The sequence below is a fragment of the Telmatospirillum siberiense genome, from assembly GCF_002845745.1.
GTDB classification, from domain to species: Bacteria; Pseudomonadota; Alphaproteobacteria; order Rhodospirillales; family Magnetospirillaceae; genus Telmatospirillum; species Telmatospirillum siberiense.
The window spans coordinates 25,720-46,102 of the sequence record NZ_PIUM01000007.1 but is presented as its reverse complement, the minus strand read 5'-3'; the positions used below and the strand labels follow the sequence as shown (position 1 = coordinate 46,102).

General features: G+C 62.9%; 16 protein-coding genes. 6 read left to right on the top strand and 10 right to left on the bottom strand.

Annotation, left to right across the window (positions count from 1 at the left end; all coding sequences use genetic code 11):
• Positions 1-19 precede the first annotated feature (19 nt).
• From CWS72_RS08545 to moaA, 10 genes are all read right to left on the bottom strand, one after another.
• Positions 20-616: a histidine phosphatase family protein gene (locus CWS72_RS08545; protein WP_101250178.1), complete on the bottom strand. Its 597-nt coding sequence runs from the start codon at positions 614-616 to the stop codon at positions 20-22.
• On the bottom strand, positions 613-1,950 hold the full coding sequence (locus tag CWS72_RS08540; protein WP_101250177.1) for a DVU_1553 family AMP-dependent CoA ligase: 1,338 nt from the start codon (positions 1,948-1,950) through the stop codon (positions 613-615). Before CWS72_RS08540 ends, CWS72_RS08545 begins: the two co-directional genes overlap by 4 nt.
• Entirely contained in the window at positions 1,947-4,523 is a 2,577-nt protein-coding gene (gene trsS, locus CWS72_RS08535) for a radical SAM (seleno)protein TrsS (RefSeq protein WP_158240559.1), read from the bottom strand. Before trsS ends, CWS72_RS08540 begins: the two co-directional genes overlap by 4 nt.
• A complete protein-coding gene (locus tag CWS72_RS08530) occupies positions 4,520-4,975 on the bottom strand; it encodes a DVU_1555 family C-GCAxxG-C-C protein (RefSeq protein WP_101250175.1) in 456 nt (151 codons plus the stop codon). Before CWS72_RS08530 ends, trsS begins: the two co-directional genes overlap by 4 nt.
• The gene (gene trsM / locus CWS72_RS08525) at positions 4,968-5,723 is read right to left on the bottom strand and encodes a DVU_1556 family methyltransferase (RefSeq protein ID WP_101250174.1); all 756 of its coding nucleotides are present in this window, start codon (positions 5,721-5,723) and stop codon (positions 4,968-4,970) included. The genes CWS72_RS08530 and trsM overlap by 8 nt, the downstream gene beginning before the upstream one ends.
• Positions 5,720-5,926, bottom strand: a complete 207-nt coding sequence (locus tag CWS72_RS08520; protein WP_101250173.1) for a DVU_1557 family redox protein — start codon at positions 5,924-5,926, stop codon at positions 5,720-5,722. The genes trsM and CWS72_RS08520 overlap by 4 nt, the downstream gene beginning before the upstream one ends.
• Positions 5,923-8,265, bottom strand: coding sequence for a pyridine nucleotide-disulfide oxidoreductase/dicluster-binding protein (locus tag CWS72_RS08515; protein ID WP_101250172.1), 2,343 nt, complete (start codon positions 8,263-8,265; stop codon positions 5,923-5,925). Before CWS72_RS08515 ends, CWS72_RS08520 begins: the two co-directional genes overlap by 4 nt.
• 96 nt (positions 8,266-8,361) lie before the next feature.
• On the bottom strand, positions 8,362-11,106 hold the full coding sequence (locus tag CWS72_RS08510) for a molybdopterin-dependent aldehyde oxidoreductase (RefSeq protein WP_101250171.1): 2,745 nt from the start codon (positions 11,104-11,106) through the stop codon (positions 8,362-8,364).
• Positions 11,107-11,155: 49 nt separating this feature from the next.
• Positions 11,156-11,995: an XdhC family protein gene (locus CWS72_RS08505; protein ID WP_101250170.1), complete on the bottom strand. Its 840-nt coding sequence runs from the start codon at positions 11,993-11,995 to the stop codon at positions 11,156-11,158.
• Positions 11,996-12,058: 63 nt separating this feature from the next.
• The gene (gene moaA, locus CWS72_RS08500) at positions 12,059-13,054 is read right to left on the bottom strand and encodes a GTP 3',8-cyclase MoaA (protein ID WP_101250169.1); all 996 of its coding nucleotides are present in this window, start codon (positions 13,052-13,054) and stop codon (positions 12,059-12,061) included.
• Positions 13,055-13,408: 354 nt separating this feature from the next.
• Here moaA and CWS72_RS08495 point away from each other — a divergent pair, with 354 nt between their 5' ends.
• From CWS72_RS08495 to CWS72_RS08470, 6 genes are all read left to right on the top strand, one after another.
• On the top strand, positions 13,409-14,323 hold the full coding sequence (locus tag CWS72_RS08495; protein ID WP_158240558.1) for a SphA family protein: 915 nt from the start codon (positions 13,409-13,411) through the stop codon (positions 14,321-14,323).
• 99 nt (positions 14,324-14,422) lie between these two features.
• On the top strand, positions 14,423-14,719 hold the full coding sequence (locus CWS72_RS08490; RefSeq protein WP_146002683.1) for a hypothetical protein: 297 nt from the start codon (positions 14,423-14,425) through the stop codon (positions 14,717-14,719).
• Complete coding sequence (locus CWS72_RS08485; protein WP_101250166.1) at positions 14,719-15,702, top strand: DUF6976 family protein; 984 nt, start codon at positions 14,719-14,721, stop codon at positions 15,700-15,702. The genes CWS72_RS08490 and CWS72_RS08485 overlap by 1 nt, the downstream gene beginning before the upstream one ends.
• Positions 15,703-15,973: 271 nt before the next feature.
• Positions 15,974-17,677 carry a methyl-accepting chemotaxis protein gene (locus CWS72_RS08480; RefSeq protein ID WP_101250165.1) on the top strand — a complete coding sequence of 568 codons (1,704 nt, stop codon included), beginning with the start codon at positions 15,974-15,976 and terminating at the stop codon, positions 17,675-17,677.
• A gap of 197 nt (positions 17,678-17,874) precedes the next feature.
• The gene (locus CWS72_RS08475) at positions 17,875-19,584 is read left to right on the top strand and encodes a methyl-accepting chemotaxis protein (RefSeq protein ID WP_101250164.1); all 1,710 of its coding nucleotides are present in this window, start codon (positions 17,875-17,877) and stop codon (positions 19,582-19,584) included.
• A gap of 75 nt (positions 19,585-19,659) precedes the next feature.
• Complete coding sequence (locus CWS72_RS08470; RefSeq protein ID WP_146002682.1) at positions 19,660-20,169, top strand: DUF1465 family protein; 510 nt, start codon at positions 19,660-19,662, stop codon at positions 20,167-20,169.
• Positions 20,170-20,383 lie beyond the last annotated feature (214 nt).

Genomic DNA, 20,383 nt, shown 5'->3' with positions numbered 1-20,383 from the left:
TGATCTCGGCAAGGGCTGCTCAGGGCTTGAAATTCAACAGCACCAGCCGATAGCCGGAATCGTCTTGCTGAACGATGTTCATGCACCCGTGGTCCTGCCCCAGGCGGAACATGTTGGCGATCGGCATTCCCAGCATATGGCACAGCAAAAGACGATTGGTGCTGCCATGCCCGACGAGGAGGACATTATCGTCGCCCGACGCGGCGAGTTCCTCCAGCACGCGAACGACGCGCGCCTGACACTCCTTGAAACTTTCCCCGCCCTTGACCCGATGATTTTCGATATCGCGTCGCCGCGCCGCGCATTCTTCGGGATAGGCGGCGGCGATCTCGCTTCTGAGGCGCCCCTCCCATTCGCCCATCGCCCCTTCGCGCAGATCCTCCCGGGCGGTGATCGCGACACCCCGTCCGCCGATGGCGATCTCCGCCGTCCGGCGGCAGCGGGCGAGATCGCTGGAATAAACGGCGCCGAACGACCAGGGCTGAAGCGCCTGACGCAGGCGGAGACTTTGCCGCTCCCCCTCCTCGCCCAGCGGCAGATCGATCCGGCCCAGATATTTGCGGCCGTTATCGCCGCCGGTCGCGCCGTGGCGCAGCAGGATGATGAAGCGGGTCATGTCCCCTCCTCCAGCCGGATCATCCGCTTCCCCCGGCTGACCGGCATCATGTCCGGACGCAACACGACCTCGATCGCCACATCGCTACTCCTTCGCATGACGGGAATGCTATCGAGCGCCTCCATGACGGCAGACTGGAGAGCCATGGCGTCGAGGCCGGGCCGTCCTTCCGCGCGCGTCCTTTGAAACACCTCGATCCGCAGGATCGGGGACCGCCCCTCCCGCAGGAGGCTGGCGGAAAAATCGGCGATGCCCGGTATCTCGAACAGGGCGTCGTCGAGCGCGGCCATGGAAATGTCGCCGCCGCTCAAGGAAACGAGCCCCGTCTTGCGTGTCTCGATGCGGTCCAACCGCCGCAATGCCGATCCGCAGGGGCAAGGATCCTCGACAAGTCTCGCCAGATCGCCCGTCCTGTAGCGGATCAGCGGCATGCCGCGCCGGGTCAGCGTCGTGAAGACGACCTCGCCCAGCGCCTCCGGCGGTAACGGACGGCCTGACCGCGGGTCGACGACCTCGAACAGAAAGTCCGCCTCCTGCAAGTGATAGCCGTCGTGGGCAATGCAATCCACGCCACCGCCATAGCCCATTTCCGTCATTCCCCAGTCCCGGAAGATCTCGCAGTCCAGGAGAGCGGCGATTTCCGCGCAGACGGCTTCTGAAATATTGTCCGAGCACAGCAGGACCCGACGGAGGCAATCCCGGGGCAGCCCCATCGCCCGCCAATGCCGCGCCACGGCCAGAACCTGAACCGGGATGCCGATGAGCAGGCTGGCCGCGTTGCGCGCCCCCAGTTCGGCAACCGCCTTGGCGTCCTGGGAAATCCCCACGGGAACAGGCGTGGCGTCAAGACGCCGGATCGCCCGGGACAACAGGTCGCCGACGCCGCCCGGCCTGTCGCCGGGAAGAAGGATCATGACCTTGTCGCCCGGCCCCGCCATCTGACGCAACCCGTGTTCGAAGAAGCCCAGGGTGACCTCCTGATCCTCCCCGGTGAAGAATATGCGCTTGGGAAGACCCGTGGTGCCCGAGGTATCCAGCGTCACGACGCGACTGATGTCGCCTTGCGACAGGCAGAGGAATTGCAGGGGATCGGCCTGGATATCAGCCGCGGTGGTAAAGGGATATTCGGCAAAATCGGCAAGCGATCGCGGCGGCGCCCCGTCCAGCGAGGAGAGATGCCGGCGATAGAAAGCGCTTCTGCCGCGCGCCCAATCCAGGGTCTGGCGCAAACAGTCCATCTGCCACGCCTCGATGGCGGCCCGATCAAGCGGCGCCCCGCCCAACCCCAGTCGTCCGGCGATCCATCGGTCGAGCGGAAAGACCGCCGCGATCATGAGCGGGGCCGCCGATAAATCGTCTCGCCATTCATGCCGGACAGGTTGAAGGCGCACAGCGGAACCAGTCGCTGATCCGGCGTGGCAACATGGATATAGCATTGGCGCAGCCGATCGAGATCGAGCGTCCAGGCATCCTGGAAAGCCATGCCGGAAATGCACAGGGTCCGTTTCCGGCTGGCCAGAAAGGCGTCAAGACTGTCGGCCTTCATCAGCACGCCGGCGGTCCCGTCGGAAGGGGAGGCGCAGCATTGGTCCGGCGCCGCCCACCGCCGGGCGACGAACCGCCGGGCCCGCTCCGCCTCGTCGGCGGTGGCGCCTTCGGCCGCCGCCGGAGCGCCAGCGCCGCTTCCGCAGCAGCCTGAAGCCTTGGCCGGCGCCAGGCTCGACGTCAATTCGCCGTCCGCGCCGACGATGAAATCGCCGTTGAAGGAGCAATAGGGATTTTCGGCCGTTCCCGGCCGGAAATCGGCGGCCGTAATGGCTTGCCCCATCTGCGCCTCGATCGCCGCCAGGACTTCCGGAATGGTGACGCGCGCCTCGTCGCCGGGCTGCCCGGGATAACGGCCGAAATAGGAAATGGGCTGGAAGTGAACCGTTCGCACATGGGGCGAGCGGGCGGCGGCGAAACGAATGATATCGCCAAGCTGCGTCATATTGACGCCGGGCACCAGGACCGGCACCAGCACGACCCCGATGCGGTATTTCGCGCAAGCGTCGATGGCCTTCATCTTCAGATCAAGCAGATCCGCGCCGCGAATCGCCCGGTAGACGTCGTCGGAAAGGCCGTCGAATTGCAGAAAGACGCATTCGAGACCAGCCTCCTTCAGCCGCCGGACATAGGCGTCGTCGCGGGCCAGGCGGATCCCGTTGGTGTTGACCTGAACGAAATCGAACCCCATCCGGCGCGTCAAGGCGACGATTTCGGGCAGATCGTCCCGAAGGGTGGGCTCACCGCCGGAAAGCTGGATATTCACCTGCCGTCCGCTTTTTCTCAGCGCGGCCAGCCGACGCGAGATCTCGTCGAGATCGGGGTCGGGGGTTGATCCCCCGGCCTCGGCGAAACAGACCGGGCAGGACAGATTGCACCGCTCCGTCACCTCGACGAGCACGCAACAGCTTTGCTGACGGTGATCGGCGCACAGACCGCAGTCGTAGGGGCAGCCCCTGGCCTTCTCCGTTGCTGGAAAGGCAGGTGCCGAGAATGCGGCCAGAGAGCCGCCCCAGGCGTGATAGGAATCCGCGCCACGCCATGTCACGGTCTTGAACGCGCCATGGTCCGGGCAGGTCTTCCTAAGATAGATGGCGTCGCCCTCCTGGACCCGCTCGGCAGGAACCTGCCGCAGGCAGACCGGGCAAACGCTTTCGGTGGTGCCGAGGACCGCCGTTTCGGCGGCCGGGACCGGAGTTTCCTTTTCCGCAAGCATCGGCTGGGGGGAAAGGGGGGCGAGGCATCGCCTGAGGGAGCGGCCCATGCGCCTCTCCATCGCCCCGGTGATTCTGAGGGCGGTGTCGAAACGGCCCCGTGCCGCCTTCAGGCCGGCCGGGTTGGCTTCAAGACGATGGAAGGTGCGTTGAAAGCGCTCCTCCAGAGAAACGACACAGACGCCCTGCACCAGTTTGTCGGCCAGAAAGACGACGGCGCGCTCGTCCGGATCGCCACCGAAGAATTCGAGATCCGAATGGCAGGCAACGATCCGGGCGACTTCTGGATAGCCGAGCCGTTCCATTTGCAGTGCGCCGGCGATCGCGTGGTCGGATTGACCCTTGGCGACGTCGTGGAGCAGGCTTCCGGCGAGAACGAGATCCGCGTTGAGGGGCAGGCCCGCCTCGATCAGGCTGGTGGCGAGCCGTCCGGCAACCGCCGCGACCAAGCGCCCATGGGCAATGACATCGCGGTTCGGCTGCATGTCGGCGAGAATCGCTTCGCATTCCGCCAGCCCCGGAATTTCCGTCCGCTGTGCGGCGGCGCAAAGCGCCGCGTAATCGGCCGGCGTATCCATGTCACGATGAATGCCTTCGTCGTAAACGGCGACATTTTCGGCCTCGGCGGCATGGCGGGCCAGGATGGTGCACAATCCCCCCGCGCCGTCGCCATCGAGAATTTCAGGAAACAAAGCCCGGGAAATCAGCGGTGGATGCCCGTGCCGCCCCTGGAATACGGGATAAAGGACCGACGCATGGCGGTTGGCGAAAGAGCGGCGCAGACGTTCGATGGTCGAGGGCCGGACCAGGGGAATATCCACCGGCAACAACAGGCAGCCACCGCATTCATCGGACAGAGCGCTGATCCCCGCCCGGATCGAGGAATACATCCCCTGGTCGAAATCGGCGTTGAAGACCGGCGTGGCTCCCAGGCTTTCGACGATCGGGATCATTTCGTCGGCGCGGTGGCCCACCACCACGGTCACGGCGGCGATACCGCTGCGCCGGAAGAGACCGACGACATGTTCGATCGTCGAGGTGCGGCCCAGACGAAGCAACGGCTTGAAAGCACCCATCCGCGACGAATAGCCGGCGGCGAGCACCAGCCCGGCGACGGTCCCCGCCCGAACGGTCGCCATCTTGTTCATTCCCGCCCCCCGCCCGCCCGGCCATCGGGCGAATAGTCGTGCCGCGCCAGGATTTCCATCACCTTCCTGAAAGTTTCCACGATCAGGGGCGGGCATCTGGAAAGGCGCAGTCCCGGATCCTTCTCGATGATGTCGTCGCAATTGATGCCGCCGTACCGAACGCCGTATTCGGCCTCGAACCAATCGACCAGTTCGGCCTGCATGATCGGCAGAGCGTCGTCTTCGCGTTCCTCGACACCGCCCCGGCCGGCATACATGCCCAGCACGCAACAGGCCCCCGCCAGGGTGCCGCAAGTCCTGCCACAGCCCATGCCTCCCAGGAGCCCGGACATGGCGCGGACGAGGAGGGGGTCGTCCCTGCCCTGCGCCTCGAGCGCCATCAGAACGAGAACCTGGCTGCATCCGAACCCCTGCAGCGACAATTCGAAGATACGGAATTCCTCGTCAGCCATGGGCAGACCTCCCTGCCGCGTCAACCGAACGCGGCTGCGGTTCCAAGCTCTTTCGCGCGACGAGAAGGACATATCCGGGGCGCAGCCGGCGCGCCGTTTCCGATGACGCCCCGCCCCACAACGCCGCCAACGAACCATGTTCGAAGATGAAGCGGGTCACGAACGCCTTCAGCACATCCGAATGGTCCTCCCAGGCGTCGAGACCAAAGCCCGCGCTTTCCAGCCGGCGGATGGTGTCCTCCTTTTCCAGCAGGCCGGAAAGACACCCGGGCAGGCCGGCGGCATCCTCCTTCAGAACCGCCGGATTGCGCGCGTAGACGTCGGTAACCACCAGCCGACCGCCGGGGCGCAGGACGCGATGGAATTCGGCCATCGCCCGGGCCGCGCTGGGCATCAGCGACAGGCTGCATTCGGCAAGCACGCCGTCGGCTCCGCCATCGGGAAACGGAAGAGCGTCGCCGCTCGCCTGAACGACGAGGCTCTCGCCGGCCCGATGCTTCGCCAGGCGAAGGGCATGCGGGGAAATGTCGACGCCGATGGCGTTCAATCCTCGGCGACGCAGATAGGCGAGGCTGGTTCCGCAGCCGCAGCCGATATCGATCACCCGTTCGCCGGGACGCCACCGCCCGCATTCGACCGCATGAGCGGTGAGTTGCGCTCCCCCGGGACGCAGGGGCTCGCCGGCCCCATCGAGCAGGGAGCCGCTCGCATAAAGGGGATCGGCGCGGCATACCGGTTCCGGTGTCATTTTTCCTCCAGCGCCAATTCGACCTGCTGCATCTTTCCCGTCGCCAGTTCCTCGGGAACGAACACGAGATGGCACTGCGGGCAACGCAACAACTCGACTTCGAACGAATTGCCCATGTAGGCCAGGGTGACCTTGCCCATCGACAATTCCTGGTCGCACTTCCCGCAGATCAGCCGGGGCGGAGGGGCTTTCTCGCCGCTCATGACGATGGCTCCTTCCCCAGCGACATGCGATGGCTATAGACGTTATGAACGGCGAAGCCCTCGCCCCGGGGCGAGTATTCGACCCAGTAGGTCACCGCCGCCGGCTGATGGCTGGCGACGAAATGTCCGGTCTCCCGGTTCAGGATCTTCACCCCCGAGGTCTCGGCATGACGAATGACCCCGCGCATGTCGCTCTCCAGGATCAGGCGTTTCTCGGCCAACGCCCGCACCCCGGGATCGATGAACAGCCTGGGGAGGGGCGAAGGCCCTTCCCCTTCGTCGGCCGGGATCTCCCCCCAGACCTCCCGCAGCAGACGGGCCTTCAGCCGGGCACGGTTTTCCTGGCGGCTGGAAAAACCGGGATCCTCCCTGGCGGCGGGATCGTCCTCCGTACCGAACACGAGGTCCAGGACATGCAGGGCCCGCTTGCCCCGCCTGGCGAAATTGTCGCGGCACATGGCGCAATAGGTGACGTAATCGGCGTCGCTCTCCCGCGCCCGGCGATCGATGGTCTTGTCGGCCACGTCCGGATTGACGAAGGACATCAACCCGCCGAAACCGCAGCAGGAGGTCAGCCCCGGATCGCCGATATCCTGCGACGCCACCCCGATTCGGTCGAGAAGTGCGCGGACGCTCCGCTGCACATCCGCCTCGTCGCGGGTCGTACAGGGATCATGGATGGCGAGCGGACCCGACGGCGGGGCCTTGCGCGCCGGCGGCAGGCCGATCTCTTCGAACAGCGTCCACAGCGAGGTGACCGGAAAATCGGGCCGATGATCCTTGAACACGCGGTAGCAGGACGAACAGGCGGTAATGATCTTCGGGCGCCCCATCCGCTCCCACTCGTCTTCGAGCGATTGCAGGGCGGAGCGGAACAGCCCCTCCTCGCCGCCCCAATGCGCCGGAGCGCCGCAACAGCCCAGCATGAGCCCGACACCACCGGGAAGACGTTGACGCAGATAGGCATAGGCGGCGGCGACGTGATCGGAAGACGAGGCACTCAACTGGCAACCGGGGAAAAACAGGGCGGCGCTCGACGTCGTGCCGGGTTGATGACGGGCCAGCGCGAAGGCGTCGCCGGTGCTGAACGCCATGTCGCGCAAGGCGAAGTCATGGAACGACGGCTGCATCTTGCCCCGCAGCACCATGCTTTGGCGGGCCTCGAGACAGAAGTCGCCCATCGGCAGATGTTCCGGACAGACCGCCGAACACAGGCCGCACAGGCTGCAGGTGTTCGCCATCCGGTTGGCCTTGTGGGCGCCCATGACGATGCAGTCGTTGTTGTAGATCTCGCGGATATAGCGTTTCGGATAGGAACCGTGATGGGCCAGGAAGTCGCAGACCTTCACGCATTCCAGACAATGGCAGGGGAAGCATCGCGTCGCTTCCGCAACCGCCTCGGCGGCGGTGAAACCGGCGTGCAGGTCGGCGGGAACGACCGCCGGCAGCGGCGCGTAATCGCTGGTCTTGGTATAAAGGCGCGTCGGATAGGGGCCTTGCGTCTCCCGGTTGGCGCTCAGGGAGGCGCCTTGAAACATCCGGTCGATGGACATCGCCGCATAGCGACCGTCATGGACCGAGGTGATCGGCGAATAGACGGCGGGACCGTAGCGGTGGCAGCCGCCGGCGAAAATCTGCGGATGGCTGGTCGCGAAGGTCAGGGGATCGATGACGATACGGCCTTCCGCGTCCAGTTCCAGATCGAGGGCGAGATCGGCGACGGAGCGTGAGCCCAACCCCAGATAGGCGGCATCGAAGCCATCGGCCAGCGAGCGGAAACTCATCCCGCCGGCGCCGACCACGGTATTGGTTTGAACGGTGATGCCGAGCGTCCCCAACTGGACGAGATCGGTTTCGATCAGGCTCGCCGGCAGTGGCGGACGCCTCCACTCGCGGATGCGGTCGAACGTCCTGGACTTGGCCTCGAAGACCGTCACCTCGTGGCCCTTGACGGCCAGGTCGACGGCGGCGGTCAGGCCGGAAAGGCCCGCCCCGACGACGGCCACATGCTTTTTCCGTTGCGCCCGCTGCGCCCGGGGCAGGGCGCTCGCCTTGTATCCATGGTCGACGCAGGCCCGCTCGATGTCGTTGATGCGAACCGCTTCGCCGGCTTCCGCCCGCTTGCAAAGCAATTCGCAAGGATGATCGCAAATTCTGCTGATGATGGAGGGAAACGGCAAAAACCGGGCGACGATGCCAAATCCGCCGGGGATATCGCCCTTGCGCACGAACTCCATCATGCCGCGGGCATCGAGATGGATCGGACAGGTCGCCGTGCAAGCCGGAGGAGCCTCCTCGATGCATTGCGCTTCCAGTTCCTGAACTCTCAGCCGCTCCATGGAAATCCGCGCTCCCAGGCCTCATTGATCGTTTTCGCGTGGAATGAAGGCCCCCGGGATGATCCTTGCGGATCACCCCGGAGGTCTTCCGCCCCCCTAGGCGTGGACAGACTCCTTGGCGTTCTTGGCGTCCATGGCCGCCTTCACGGCTTCCGGCAGGGCCGGAATCTTGAAGATGCGGACGCCGACGGCGTTGTAGATCGCGTTGAGGATCGCCGGATGAACGGCGGTCAGCGGCGCCTCGCCACAACCGGCGGCCCCGAAGGGACCGAGCGGACGGGGCGTTTCCTGATAGAGGATGTCGAAATCGTCGGGGATATCCAGCGGATAGGGAATGCCGCAGGCCCTGAGCGAGGTGTGCTTTTCGAGATCGTCGAAGTCCTCGGTCAACGCCAGGCCGATGCCCTGGGCGATACCACCGTAGATCTGGCCGTCGACGGTGGCCTTGTTGATGAGCGTCCCGACATCGACCGAGGTGACGAACTTGACGCAGGTCGTCTTGCCGGTTTCGACATCGACTTCCACCTCCGGCATGAAGACTTCATACATATAGATCGGGAATGGCGAGCCCTGCGCGGTATCGGGCGTGCAGTCGGTGCAGGCCGCGGCCACCCATTTCCCGTCGTAGCGCAGCGGAATGTTTTCGGCGACCATCTCCTTGTAGGTACGATAACTGCCGTCCGGCTTGCGCATGGCGTTGAGCAGCATCTCGCAGGAGACCTTGATGGCGTTGCCGACGAACACGTTCGACCGGCTACCGCCGGACGGGCCGCTGTTCGGCAGATTGGTGTCGTTCATCACCAGGTCGATCTGTTCGATCTTGAGCTTGAGCGGCAGCAGCATCTCATTGGCGATGGTCAGCGTGGAGAGTTCGGATCCCTGACCGTGGTCCTGCCACGCATTCATCACGGTCACGCCGGTGGGCGTCAGTTCGACCGCGGCATTGGAACTGTCCGGACCATCCAGGCCGCAGCCATAGATGCCGAGCGACAGGCCGACGCCCCGCTTGATCTTGTCGGTCGACAGTTTCTTGCAACGGACCTTGGCCTCCTCCCAGTAGGGCTTGATCATGTCGAGCAGGCCCTCAAGGCAGAACACTTCCGGCACTTGCCCGGTCGGCGTGGTGGCGCCCGGCCGGTAGATGTTGCGCATACGCAGCTCGAGCGGATCGATCCCCATCTTCTCGGCAAGCATGTCCATGGCGATTTCACCGTTCAGGAACGCCTGCGGCGAGCCATATCCGCGGAACGCCGAGCCCCAGGCATGGTTGGTGGCGACGGTGAAGCCCTTGGCCCGGATATTATGGATATCGTAACCGGCGCCCATGAATTGGGCCTGGCGCAGGGTGACCAGATCGCCGAATTCGGAATAGGGACCGTGATCGAGCCACCAGTCGTATTCGAGCGCGATCAGCTTGCCGTCCTTGTCGGCGCCCCACTTGGCCGTGATGTTGGCCGGCGAGCGTTTGCCGGTATAGGTGATGTTCTGATACTGGTCGTAGATCAGCGACACGGGACGGCCGGTGGCCAGGCAGGCGGCGCCGAGGATGGCTTCCATGGTCGGGCTGAACTTATAGCCGAAGGTGCCGCCGGTACCGTTCTGAATGATGCGAAGTTTTTCGGGCTCGATGCCGAGACCCGGACAAATCATCGCGTGATGCAGATGCAGGCCGATGCTCTTCGACAAGATGGTGAGCACGCCCTGGTCGTCCAGGAAGGCTTCGCCGCAATCCGGCTCGAGATGCAAGTGCGGCTGGCGGCTGCAATAGGTTTCAAGTTCGACCGTGTAGGCGGCCTTTTCCATCAGGGGCTTGGTGTCCTCGCCCTTGACGACGCCCTGCTCGTAATAGGCGTTCGGCACGCCGGGGTGAATTTCCATGGCGTCCGGGGCCAGGGCGGCGAAGCCGCTCATATAGGCCGGCAGCACTTCGAGATCGACCTTGACCTTGTCCGCGGCGGCGCGGGCATGGGCTTCGGTGTCGGCGCAGACGATGGCGATGGCGTCGCCGAACTGGAAGATCTTGTCCTTGCAGAGGATCGGACGATCCCATCCGTCGCCCTTGTTGGTGGGGAAGGTGATCAGACCGGTGATGGCGTTCTTGCCCTTGATATCATGCCAGGTCACGATCTTGACGACGCCCGGCATCTTCTCGGCCTCGGAGGTGTCGATGCCCTTGATGTTGGCGTGCGACACCTTGGCCTGGACCAGCGCCAGCCGCAGCGTATCCGGCGGCATGTGCAAGGCGACGTCGGCGCCGAAATCCCAGGTGCCGGTGACCTTGGCCCTGGCCGAGGGACGATGATAGGTCGATCCCAGGATACTGCCGTTTTCCGCCGGCTGAACCAGCAGATCCTCTTTCTTCTTCTCGCCGCGCAAAACGGCGGCGGCGTCCATCACGGCATCGGTGAGGGGCTTATAGCCGGTGCAGCGGCAAAGATTGCGGTTGCGATGGAACCAGGTGCGAACCTCGTCCCGGGTCGGACTGGGGTTCTTGTCCAGAAGCACCTTGGCCGACATCAGGAAACCGGGGGTGCAGACGCCGCATTGGGCGGAGCCATGGGCCATCCAGGCGACCTGCAGGGGATGAAGATCGTCGCCCGAACCCAATCCCTCGATGGTGGTGATCTTGGCCAGCGGGCCGATCTTGCTGACAGGGGTCAGGCAAGACTTTATCGGTTTGTCGTCGACGATGACCGTGCAGGTACCGCATTGTCCGGTGTCGCAACAGACCTTGCATCCGGTCAGCAACAATTGATTGCGCAACACGTCCGAAAGCATGGCCTTGGGATCGGTGACGATAAATCTGTCGACCCCATTAATATTCAGTCTTATCCGTTGCATTTTTCGTCTCTCCCATAAGTTTAGAAGCGAGTGGCGTTTCCTGTGGGCGTCAACTCGCGGATTTTTCCTGCACTTCGTCCGATACGAGCTGGAGGCGGCGCATATAAGGCAGAGCCGATTGGCTGTGGCGCCGGACGGCAATCATCTCCGCCGCCACGGCGACGGAGATTTCCTCAGGGGTTGTGGCGCCGATGTCGAAGCCGACGGGCGCATGCACGCGATCGAACTTGGAAGCGGGCACGCCCAGCTTCTGCAGTTCCTTGCACACCGTAATGACCTTGCGCTTCGACCCGATCATGCCGATGTAGCGCGCCTTGGTGTCGACGGCCCATTGCAGGACATGCATGTCCTCGCGATGGCCGCGGGTGACGACGAGAATGAAAGAGGTGTCCGGTGGGTTCAACGAGGCCATGACCTTGTCCCAGTCGTCCGCATAGACCTCCTGCGCCTCGGGGAAGCGCTCCCGATTGGCGAAGGAAACCCGGTCGTCGATGACCACCACCTGGAAGCCGGCCATCTGCGCGACCTTGTAGACGTTCAGGCCCACATGTCCGGCGCCGAAAATATAAAGTGTCGGATCGCCCAGGATGGGTTCCACGAAAACCTCCAATGAGCCGCCGCACACCAATCCGGTGTCGAAGCTGGGATTCTTGTTGAGGTTGAATTCGAAGGTCTCGGGCTTTTCCTGCTCCATGACCTTGCGGGCGCCGGTGATGACCTCCGCCTCGACGCAGCCGCCGCCGATGGTGCCGACGACAGAACCGTCATCGCGGACCAGCATCTTGGCCGAGGAGTAGGACGGTATCGAGCCGGTGGTGGTGATGATCGTGGCCAGGGCGCCTCTTCGCCCCTCGCGACGCAGTCGCACCAATTCCTCGTAAATATCCATGGTGGCTCCATTTCTGCGACTAAGTATTCACATTCCCAAAAGGTCCCGGATCCGTGTGGGGGGTCACCCTCCCATCCGGTTCATCCGGCTCCGCTGACCGTCGGAACAGGCCGCCCCGGCGATCCCGACGGCGAAACGATGGCCGGCGGGTTTCGCGGCGACACCCGCCAGCAGCGCGCGCTCCATCGGCCCGTCGTCTTCGGTGGATCGGATCAAATCCCGTAATTCCAGACTGCTTTCCTGGCCCAGACACCAGGACACGCCCCCCGTGCAGGTCATCCGCACCCGGTTGCACGCGGCGCAGAAGCATTGGCTGATCGCCGCGATGAAGCCGAGCCGGCCTCCGGTCTCCGCCACGCGGTAGAAACTGGCCGGCCCATCTGTGCGGTGGTCGCAGGGAAGAAGCGTCCAGCGGCTCGCCAGGTCCTTGCGCATCTTCTCGACCGACAGAAACTGGTCGGCGCGCAAGCCCGCCAGGGACCCCAGCGGCATCGCCTCGATCAGGGTCATGTCATGGCCCTGGGCACCCGCCCAGGCGATCAGGGCGTCCAGTCCATCCTCGTTGACGCCCTTCTGCAGCACGACGTTTATCTTGACCTGCAGACCGGCGTCCTTGGCCGCGGCGATTCCGTCGATGACCCTTTCGACCTCTCCCCACCGCGTGATGCGGCGAAACAGGCCGGGATCGAGCGTATCGAGCGACACATTCACCCGGCGCAGGCCCGCGGCCCGCAGCCGCCCGGCAACCTCGGCCAGCCGCAAGCCGTTGGTGGTCATCGTCAGTTCGGCCAAACGGCCGAGAGCGACCTCTTCGCCCAACTGGTCGAACAGCTCCATGATGCCCTTGCGGACCAGGGGCTCTCCGCCGGTGATGCGCAGCTTGCGAATGCCAAGGCGAATGAAACAGCGGGAGATGCGCACGAGTTCCTCGATCCTGAGGACCTCGGAATGGGCGAGCGGCAGGGGATCATCCCCCATGCAATAGACGCAGCGGAGATTGCAGCGGTCGGTGACCGACAGGCGGAGATAGGTGATGTCGCGGCCGCAGGAGTCGATCATGACTGTTGGCGCCTTCCCTGTTCCCAAAACCCGGCGCGCCTTGCGCGGCCGTTCCGTTCCGGGTTCCCTTCGGGTCTTTAAAAGCCGCCCGTTCGGGTCGTTTCGTTGTGGTTGAGCGGCATTATGAGGGCCGACCGAGGGGGCTGTCTGTCAGATGCCGGACAGTTTTGCATTGTTGCCCGGTGGAATAGCCCGAGCCCCCCGCGACGCCGGATGTCCCGCGACGACGGGGCCGGCCCGGCGGCACGATCGGCAATGAGATGTTTGATAAATTGTCATGTAGCTGACAGACGGGATGGCGATCGCGCGCCTAGTATTTGCAGACTAACAATCAATAAATCTAGGGGATCCTCCATGAAAGAAATCCTCAAAGCGACCATCGTGCTCGGTGCGATCGCTGTGACCTCTCCCGCACTTTCCGCAGAAAATTGGACGACCCGCCTTCCCGGTGTGACGGAGGGCCTGGCGTCCGGTGCGCTTCCACCAGCGGGTCTCTATTTCGTGAATGAGACCTTCATTTCGCCCACGCGTTGGTACGGCCCCGACAGTAAGAGCACATCGACCCATGTCGATGCTTTCGTCGATGTTCCGATCATAGAATGGGTCCCCGGCATCAAATTGCTGGGCGCCGATTACGCCGCCGGCGTCGCCCTGCCCTTCGATTACGATTCCACCACCAACGGCGCGGTCAACTCGGGCAGCGGATCCGGGATGTACGACAGCCTTCTCATCCCGGCGATTCTCTCCTGGTCGCTGCCGGCAGACTTCCATGTGGCAACCCAGTTGGGCATCTGGGCCCCCGACGGCACCAACAACAAAAGCATCTATGTGCGGAATTCCAATCGTTATTGGGCCGTCGAACCCGGCGTGGGCGTGAGCTGGCTGCATGACGGATGGAATGCCAGCGTGCTGTTCACTTACGATTTCAACTTCCAGAAGAGCGCCGACAACCAAGCGGGGACCACTTATCGCGACTATCAGTCCGGCGATCAGTTCATCGCCGAATACAGCATCACCAAGACCATCAACAAATGGACTTTCGGTGTTGGCGGTTACGGCATGAAGCAGGTCGAAAACGACCAGGTGACCTTGGCAAATGGAACGAAGCATAATTTGACCAACACCGCACCGGTCAAATATGCCATCGGCCCGATCGTCGGCTACAACTTCGGCCCGGTCATCGTTCAGGCCTATTATCATCAGAATCTCGAAACCAAGAACTATGTCGGAGGCGACGAATTCTGGACACGCCTCCTGGTTCCGTTCTGAGCCCTCGGCCACGCCAATGGAAATGGCCGCCGGATGGAACCGGATGGCCATTTCCAGCTTCTTTGCGGCGGTGACGTCATGCTGATACACTGAAAATGCTTGAAACTCGTGGATACAGCGGACGTTCCCATTGGCGCCCTTACCAAGGACCCAATCCTGATGCTTCCACCGAAGACCCATCCCAAATGGAAAGAACTCGTATGCGGAAAGCTGAAGGTCTCCTTCACCCTCCTGGCCACGAAATTCTTCATCACCAGGGTCACCGGACGCGCGAAGATCGACCCCACCACGGAAAATATTGAGCGACTCATTGAAGAGGCTTATGGCTTCTTCAAAAAAAACGAGAAGCTGGCACAAAAGGATATTCAGGCGATTTTTGGGCAGGAGTCGAAGTAATGCGCGCGATGCTTTCGGTGGAAGAGGTCAAGGCGCTGCTCAACACCGGGAAAAGACTTCTCCTGTCTGGTGACGAGGATCTGCTCAGACAATTGCCCAGGGGACAGTGGGTGGGAGGCACCACCCCCTATTTCATCGGTGAAAAGGGCGGCGTCATGACGCGGGCCAAGATCTTCGCCAACGTCCTGCCGCCCGAGGTGGTGAGTTTCGAAACGCGCTTCTACAGCGAATCGCAATTACCGGGAATCGTCGCCGATGAACCTTGTCATGGGTTCAGCTTCGTCATCATTCCGGCCTTCACGAGGACCCACCAATCCTTCGCCGAAAATGTCCAAAGCTACCCCTGCATCTTCGACCGCCCCCTGGTCGGATGGATCGCCGGGGTGGCCCTGGAGGAGATCGGCAAAAGAAAAGCCAAGGTCGTCGACGGCCAAACCGGCCGATGGTCCGATAACAACGCCATCTGCCTGCATGCCGGCCTGAGCGAGAACATCGCCGCCGAGGTCGGAATCGTCAATCCGTTCATCCAGGGCGCCGGCGATACCATCACCGTGGATCGCCCCGGCTTCCGTTTCCGCGAAGCCCACGTCAACGGCGTTTCCGTCAATCTGGCCGAATATTTCCTGTCCCAAGGCATCGACCACAGGCTTCCCCTGGTCGCCAATTATTCGGGGGCGATGGTCAACGTCTCCATCAAGTCGATAGACCAGGCTGCAAAACGCGTGGCCTTTTACGCCCCCCTGTTTCCCCATATCGACTATCGGCTGGCCGTGCCGGTGGAGGACTATCAGGCGGCGTTCACCCGAGAATTCAATAAGATCTGCGCCGACCCCACGCTTTCGATGAACTGCATTCTGAATTTCATCTACGGCGATCTGGAAGGCAAGCGCATCGGCGATTTCATGGGACCGATCACCTTCGGTGAAATCGCTTACGGCCTGCTCAATCAGACGCTGGTCTATATGGTGCTGCGCAAGACCTGAAGGCCGTTCAAACCAGATGAAAGCGACAAAGGCTCCGGCGCCCGCTTTCTAAAAAACTCCGCTTATTTCCAAGGGACAGAATCGGCTGGATGCAGGGCATCTCTTCGGCCGAGATCGATCTTGCCTCAAAAGATGATACTTTTGAATGTACATAGGAAAAAGAATTATTCATCCTGTGGTTTCGTCTCATTCCCTGTCCGGCACCCCGGAGAAAGCCACCGCCGATCAAGGAACGCCATCGGTCCCGCCGTCTTAAGGAGGAGTCCCCCTCATGACGATCAAGATGAAGGTGGTCTTTGGGTTCGTCGCCATCCTGGCCGCCATGACCCTCGCCGGCATCCTCGCCCTCGGCATGCTGTCCGCGCAGAAACCCCGCCTGCAAGCCATGGAAACCGGATCCCGACGCGTCTCGGAACAAGTCATTCCCCTGCTATTGGCGATCGAAAGCCTCAAATATGACGTGGTTCAGGTCCAGCAATTCCTGTCCGACGTCTCGGCCACCCATCACGAGGACGGCTACAAGGAGGCGGAGGGATTCGCCGGAAAATTCTCAACCGATATGGACTTGGCGCGACGAGAGGCCGCCCGTCTCGGGGCGACGGAAATCGAAACGTCGTTGGCGGAAATCGGCAAGCAGTTCCCCCCCTTCTATACACTTGGCCGCAAAATGGTCGGGATTTACGTCAGCGACGGAATCGACGCCGGCAACGTGCTGATGGACGACTTCGACAAGCTTACCGACCAGATGACGACGTCCATCGAGTCCCTGTCGAACAATGTCCGCGCGCTGGTTGCCGGCCAGACCGGAAAATTGACCGAAGACGGCCGTCAGCTACGCGAAGAACACGAAACCCTGTGGACGCTGATGCTTGTCACCTTCAGTCTTTCCGGCGCGGTCGGATTGGGGGCTGCGGTCTATCTCGCGACGCTTTTAAGGACCGCCTTCCGAACACTGGAGTGGGATATGGAAACGGTCCTGTCTCAAATCGATCGGCCGCTGCGCCTGCTCAAAAGAAGCGATGAATTCGGCAAGATCGCCGATGTCCTCAATGTTTTCCGGGACCAGCAGGCCCGCATTTCACATCTGGCCGCCGAGCAGGAAAGGGAACGCACCGATCAGAGCCGACGCACCCGGATCATCGAGGAATTGGCGGGCGTTTTCGACCGTAACGTGTCGGGACTTCTCGACAAGGTCACCACCGCCGCGACCGGCATGACAAACACCGCCGAGGCGCTGGCCGCCGCCGCCGAACGGACCAATGGCGAAGCCGCCAAGGCTTCGGGCTCGGCTGGCGAAGCCTACGGCAGCGTCCAGACGGTCATCGCCGCCGCCAACCACCTTTTCAAGACCATCGATGAAATCGGAGGGCATGTCGAAAAATCGAGTCGTGTTTCACGCACCGCCACCGACGAGGCCGACCGCACCAACATCACGGTCAAAGGCCTGGCGGACAGTTCGGCGCGGATTGGTGAAGTCATCAAATTGATCAACGATATCGCGTCTCAGACCAATCTCCTGGCGCTGAACGCCACCATCGAGGCGGCCAGGGCCGGCGAGGCCGGGAAGGGCTTCGCCGTGGTGGCCAACGAAGTGAAGAGCCTGGCCAACCAGACGGCCAAGGCCACCGAGGAGATCGGCATCCAGATCGGCGCGGTGCAATCGTCGACCCGGGAAGCGGTCTCGGCCATCGGCGGCATCGTTGCGCGGATCGGGGAAATCAACGATATCGCCGCCGCCATCTCCCAGTCGATCAGGCAGCAATCGGAGGACACCGCCGAGATTTCCAGGCATGTGGAACAGGCGGCCCAGGGAACGCAAGCCGTATCGGCCAATATCGACGAGATGATTCAGGCCGCGGCCAATACCGGAAATGATGCCGGACAGGTCCTGACATCGGCGCGAGAGTTATCCGAGGAAGCCTCTCAATTGAAGGAACTGGTCGGCGGCTTTTTGGCAAGCGTCCGTTCGGCGTGATCAACGAAACCCACGCTTCATGCCGGTCAGACCATTTGATGACCGGGCACCCGCAAGAGTTATCAATAGATAATAATCTAAAAGTTGTTATTCCAACGGCGAACCACTCGCATCCGGTTAATAACCATTTACTATTTATTCATAAAAATAATAAACTTCCTGGCCAGGGAACGCTTCTTTTCGGATGAGGATGGACAATGTTTGGTTGGTGGAAGAACCTGACGCTGCGGGCGCGATTCATGGTGATCAGTGGCGTCGGGGTGCTTGGGATGGCGGTGACGGCGACGGTAGCGGTCGCCATCGTCGAGACCAACCGGATGGAAGCGAAGCTCCAGCATTTTTCCGAGAACGAGCTGACGTCGCTGAATGCGCTGGTTGCGGCGGCGCACAGCCAGCGGCGTCAGGACAAGGCGAAGATTTCGGTTGCGGTTTTTGAGAACTGGTTCGAGCGGCGGAATACGGATTATCCGGGCAAGCTGTGGAGCGTGTGGGGACCGAAGGAGGTCGTCTATATGGCGGAGGAGGAGCCCGGGCGGGCTCCGAAGAAGCCGCTGGACGCGATCGACGAGGAGGCGCTGCGGAGCGGCAAGCCGGTCGGCCGTTTTGTGGGGGAGACCTACCGCTACAGCATGCCGATTCTTTACGGGGTGAGTTCGGGGGCGGATTCGCCCAGTTGCCATTCCTGTCACGGCGGCCTGATGGAGGAGAAGAAGGGCGACGTGATGGGGGTGTTTTCGAGCAGCCTGAACACGGCGGCGGAAACGGCGGAGCTTCGGCGGATCATCATCGGGATGGCGGTTGCGGCGTTTTTGGTGACGCTGTCGGTGGTGGTGGTGATCAAGCTGCTTTTCGAACGGATCGTGAGCCTGCCCCTGGCCCGGATGACGGGGGTGATGGGGCGTCTGGCGACGGGCGACGTGGCGATTGACGTCCCCAGCCTGGAGAACCGGGACGAGACGGGGGACATGGCCCGGGCGGTTCAGGTGTTCAAGACCAATCTGCTTCGCCAGCGTGAGCTTGAGGAGCAGCAGCGGTCGAGTTTCGCGGCGCAGCAGGCGCGGGCGGCGCGTCTGGAGGAACTGACGGCGTCGTTCGATCGGGACGCCAGCCAGATCGTGCGGGGTCTGGCGTCGGCGGCCTCGCAGTTGCAGGCGTCGGCGACAACGATGAGCGGCACGGCGAGCGAGACGAGCCAACGGGCGAGCAGTGTCTCGGCGGCGTCCGAACAGGCATCCTCGAACGTGCAGACGGTGGCCTCGGCGGCGGAGGAGCTGTCGTCATCGATCAACGAGATCAGCCGGCAGGTGGGGCATTCGTCGCAGATCACCCATGCCGCGGTGGAGGAGGCCCGCAAGACGGAGACGGAAGTGGGCCAGCTTGCCGAGACGGCGAAGCGGATCGGCGCGGTGGTGGCTTTGATCAACGACATCGCCAGCCAGACCAATCTGCTGGCCTTGAACGCGACCATCGAGGCGGCGCGGGCCGGGGAGGCCGGGAAGGGCTTCGCGGTGGTGGCCGGCGAGGTGAAGAACCTGGCCAATCAGACGGCGAAGGCCACCGACGAGATCGGCGAGCAGATCGCCGCGGTGCAGGGCCAGACCGAACGGGTGGTGGCGGCGATCCAGGGGATCTTGAAGACCATCATCGAGGTGGGCGACATCGCCGGCAACATCGCCGCCGGGGTGGAACAGCAGACGTCGGCGACGCGGGAGATCGCCCGCAATGTCGAGCAGGCGGCGGCGGGCACGGCCGAGGTGAGCGGCAACGTGACCGGGGTCCAGGCGGCGGCCGACCAGTCGAGCCGGGCGGCGGCCGATCTCTTGAGCGCCTCGGACGATCTGGCCGCCCAGTCGACCCGCCTGAAGGGGATCATCGACGGCTTCCTCAAGGATGTCGCCTCCAACTGATTTCGGTGGACAATGCCGGAACGGGGTCCCCATTTGGGGATAGGCCGGCGGCCGTGCGTCTGAAAAAATCACCCCATGATCAGACGAAGACAGTGGGTGACGGCGATGGCAAGAATATTGGCTTTTGAGACTGGCGCACCGACGGATGACGATGCCGCCAGCCTGTTCGAACTGGTGACCGAACGCTTCCGCAACGAGGCCTTTTCCCTGCTGAGCGAATGCCGGGCCTATCTTGAGGAGGCCGACCTGCCCCGCATCGGCGACGCCACGGACGACCAGCTTCTGGCCAGCCGCGAGGCGCACCGCGTCGCCGTCCGCCTCAAGGACCTGATGACCCGCACCCTTTCGCTGCATGCCTGGTCTTGCGGAAAGATCAGCACCAACGAGGCTTTTGGGCAGCACCAGCGGCTGCAGTTCCGCGATTATTGCCTGGAGAGCGCAGAGCCATCCGCTCCGGGCCTGCCGGAGCGCATGCTCCATCTGTGTGAAGACAGCCTCGCCCTCTATGAACGCACCTGCAATCTGGAGGACACCCTTCTCGATCTGCATGGCCTGTCGAAAAAGGACCAGACCGAAGCGGCCTGAGAGGGAGATACGCTCCCAGGAACCGGGATCATCGGCGCACCAGCCCCGTGATCACCGCCGCCGCCAAATCCCGCGAAATCGTGGCCGGGATCTGGACGCGGGAGCCGCCACTTGCCACAGGGGTTCCCCCCTGTGGCCTTTCAGCCCGTTGCTGGAGGGAGGTTTGGCGGTTTCGCGCCAAGCCCCTTTCTTATCGACATCCCCCTGGGCACTT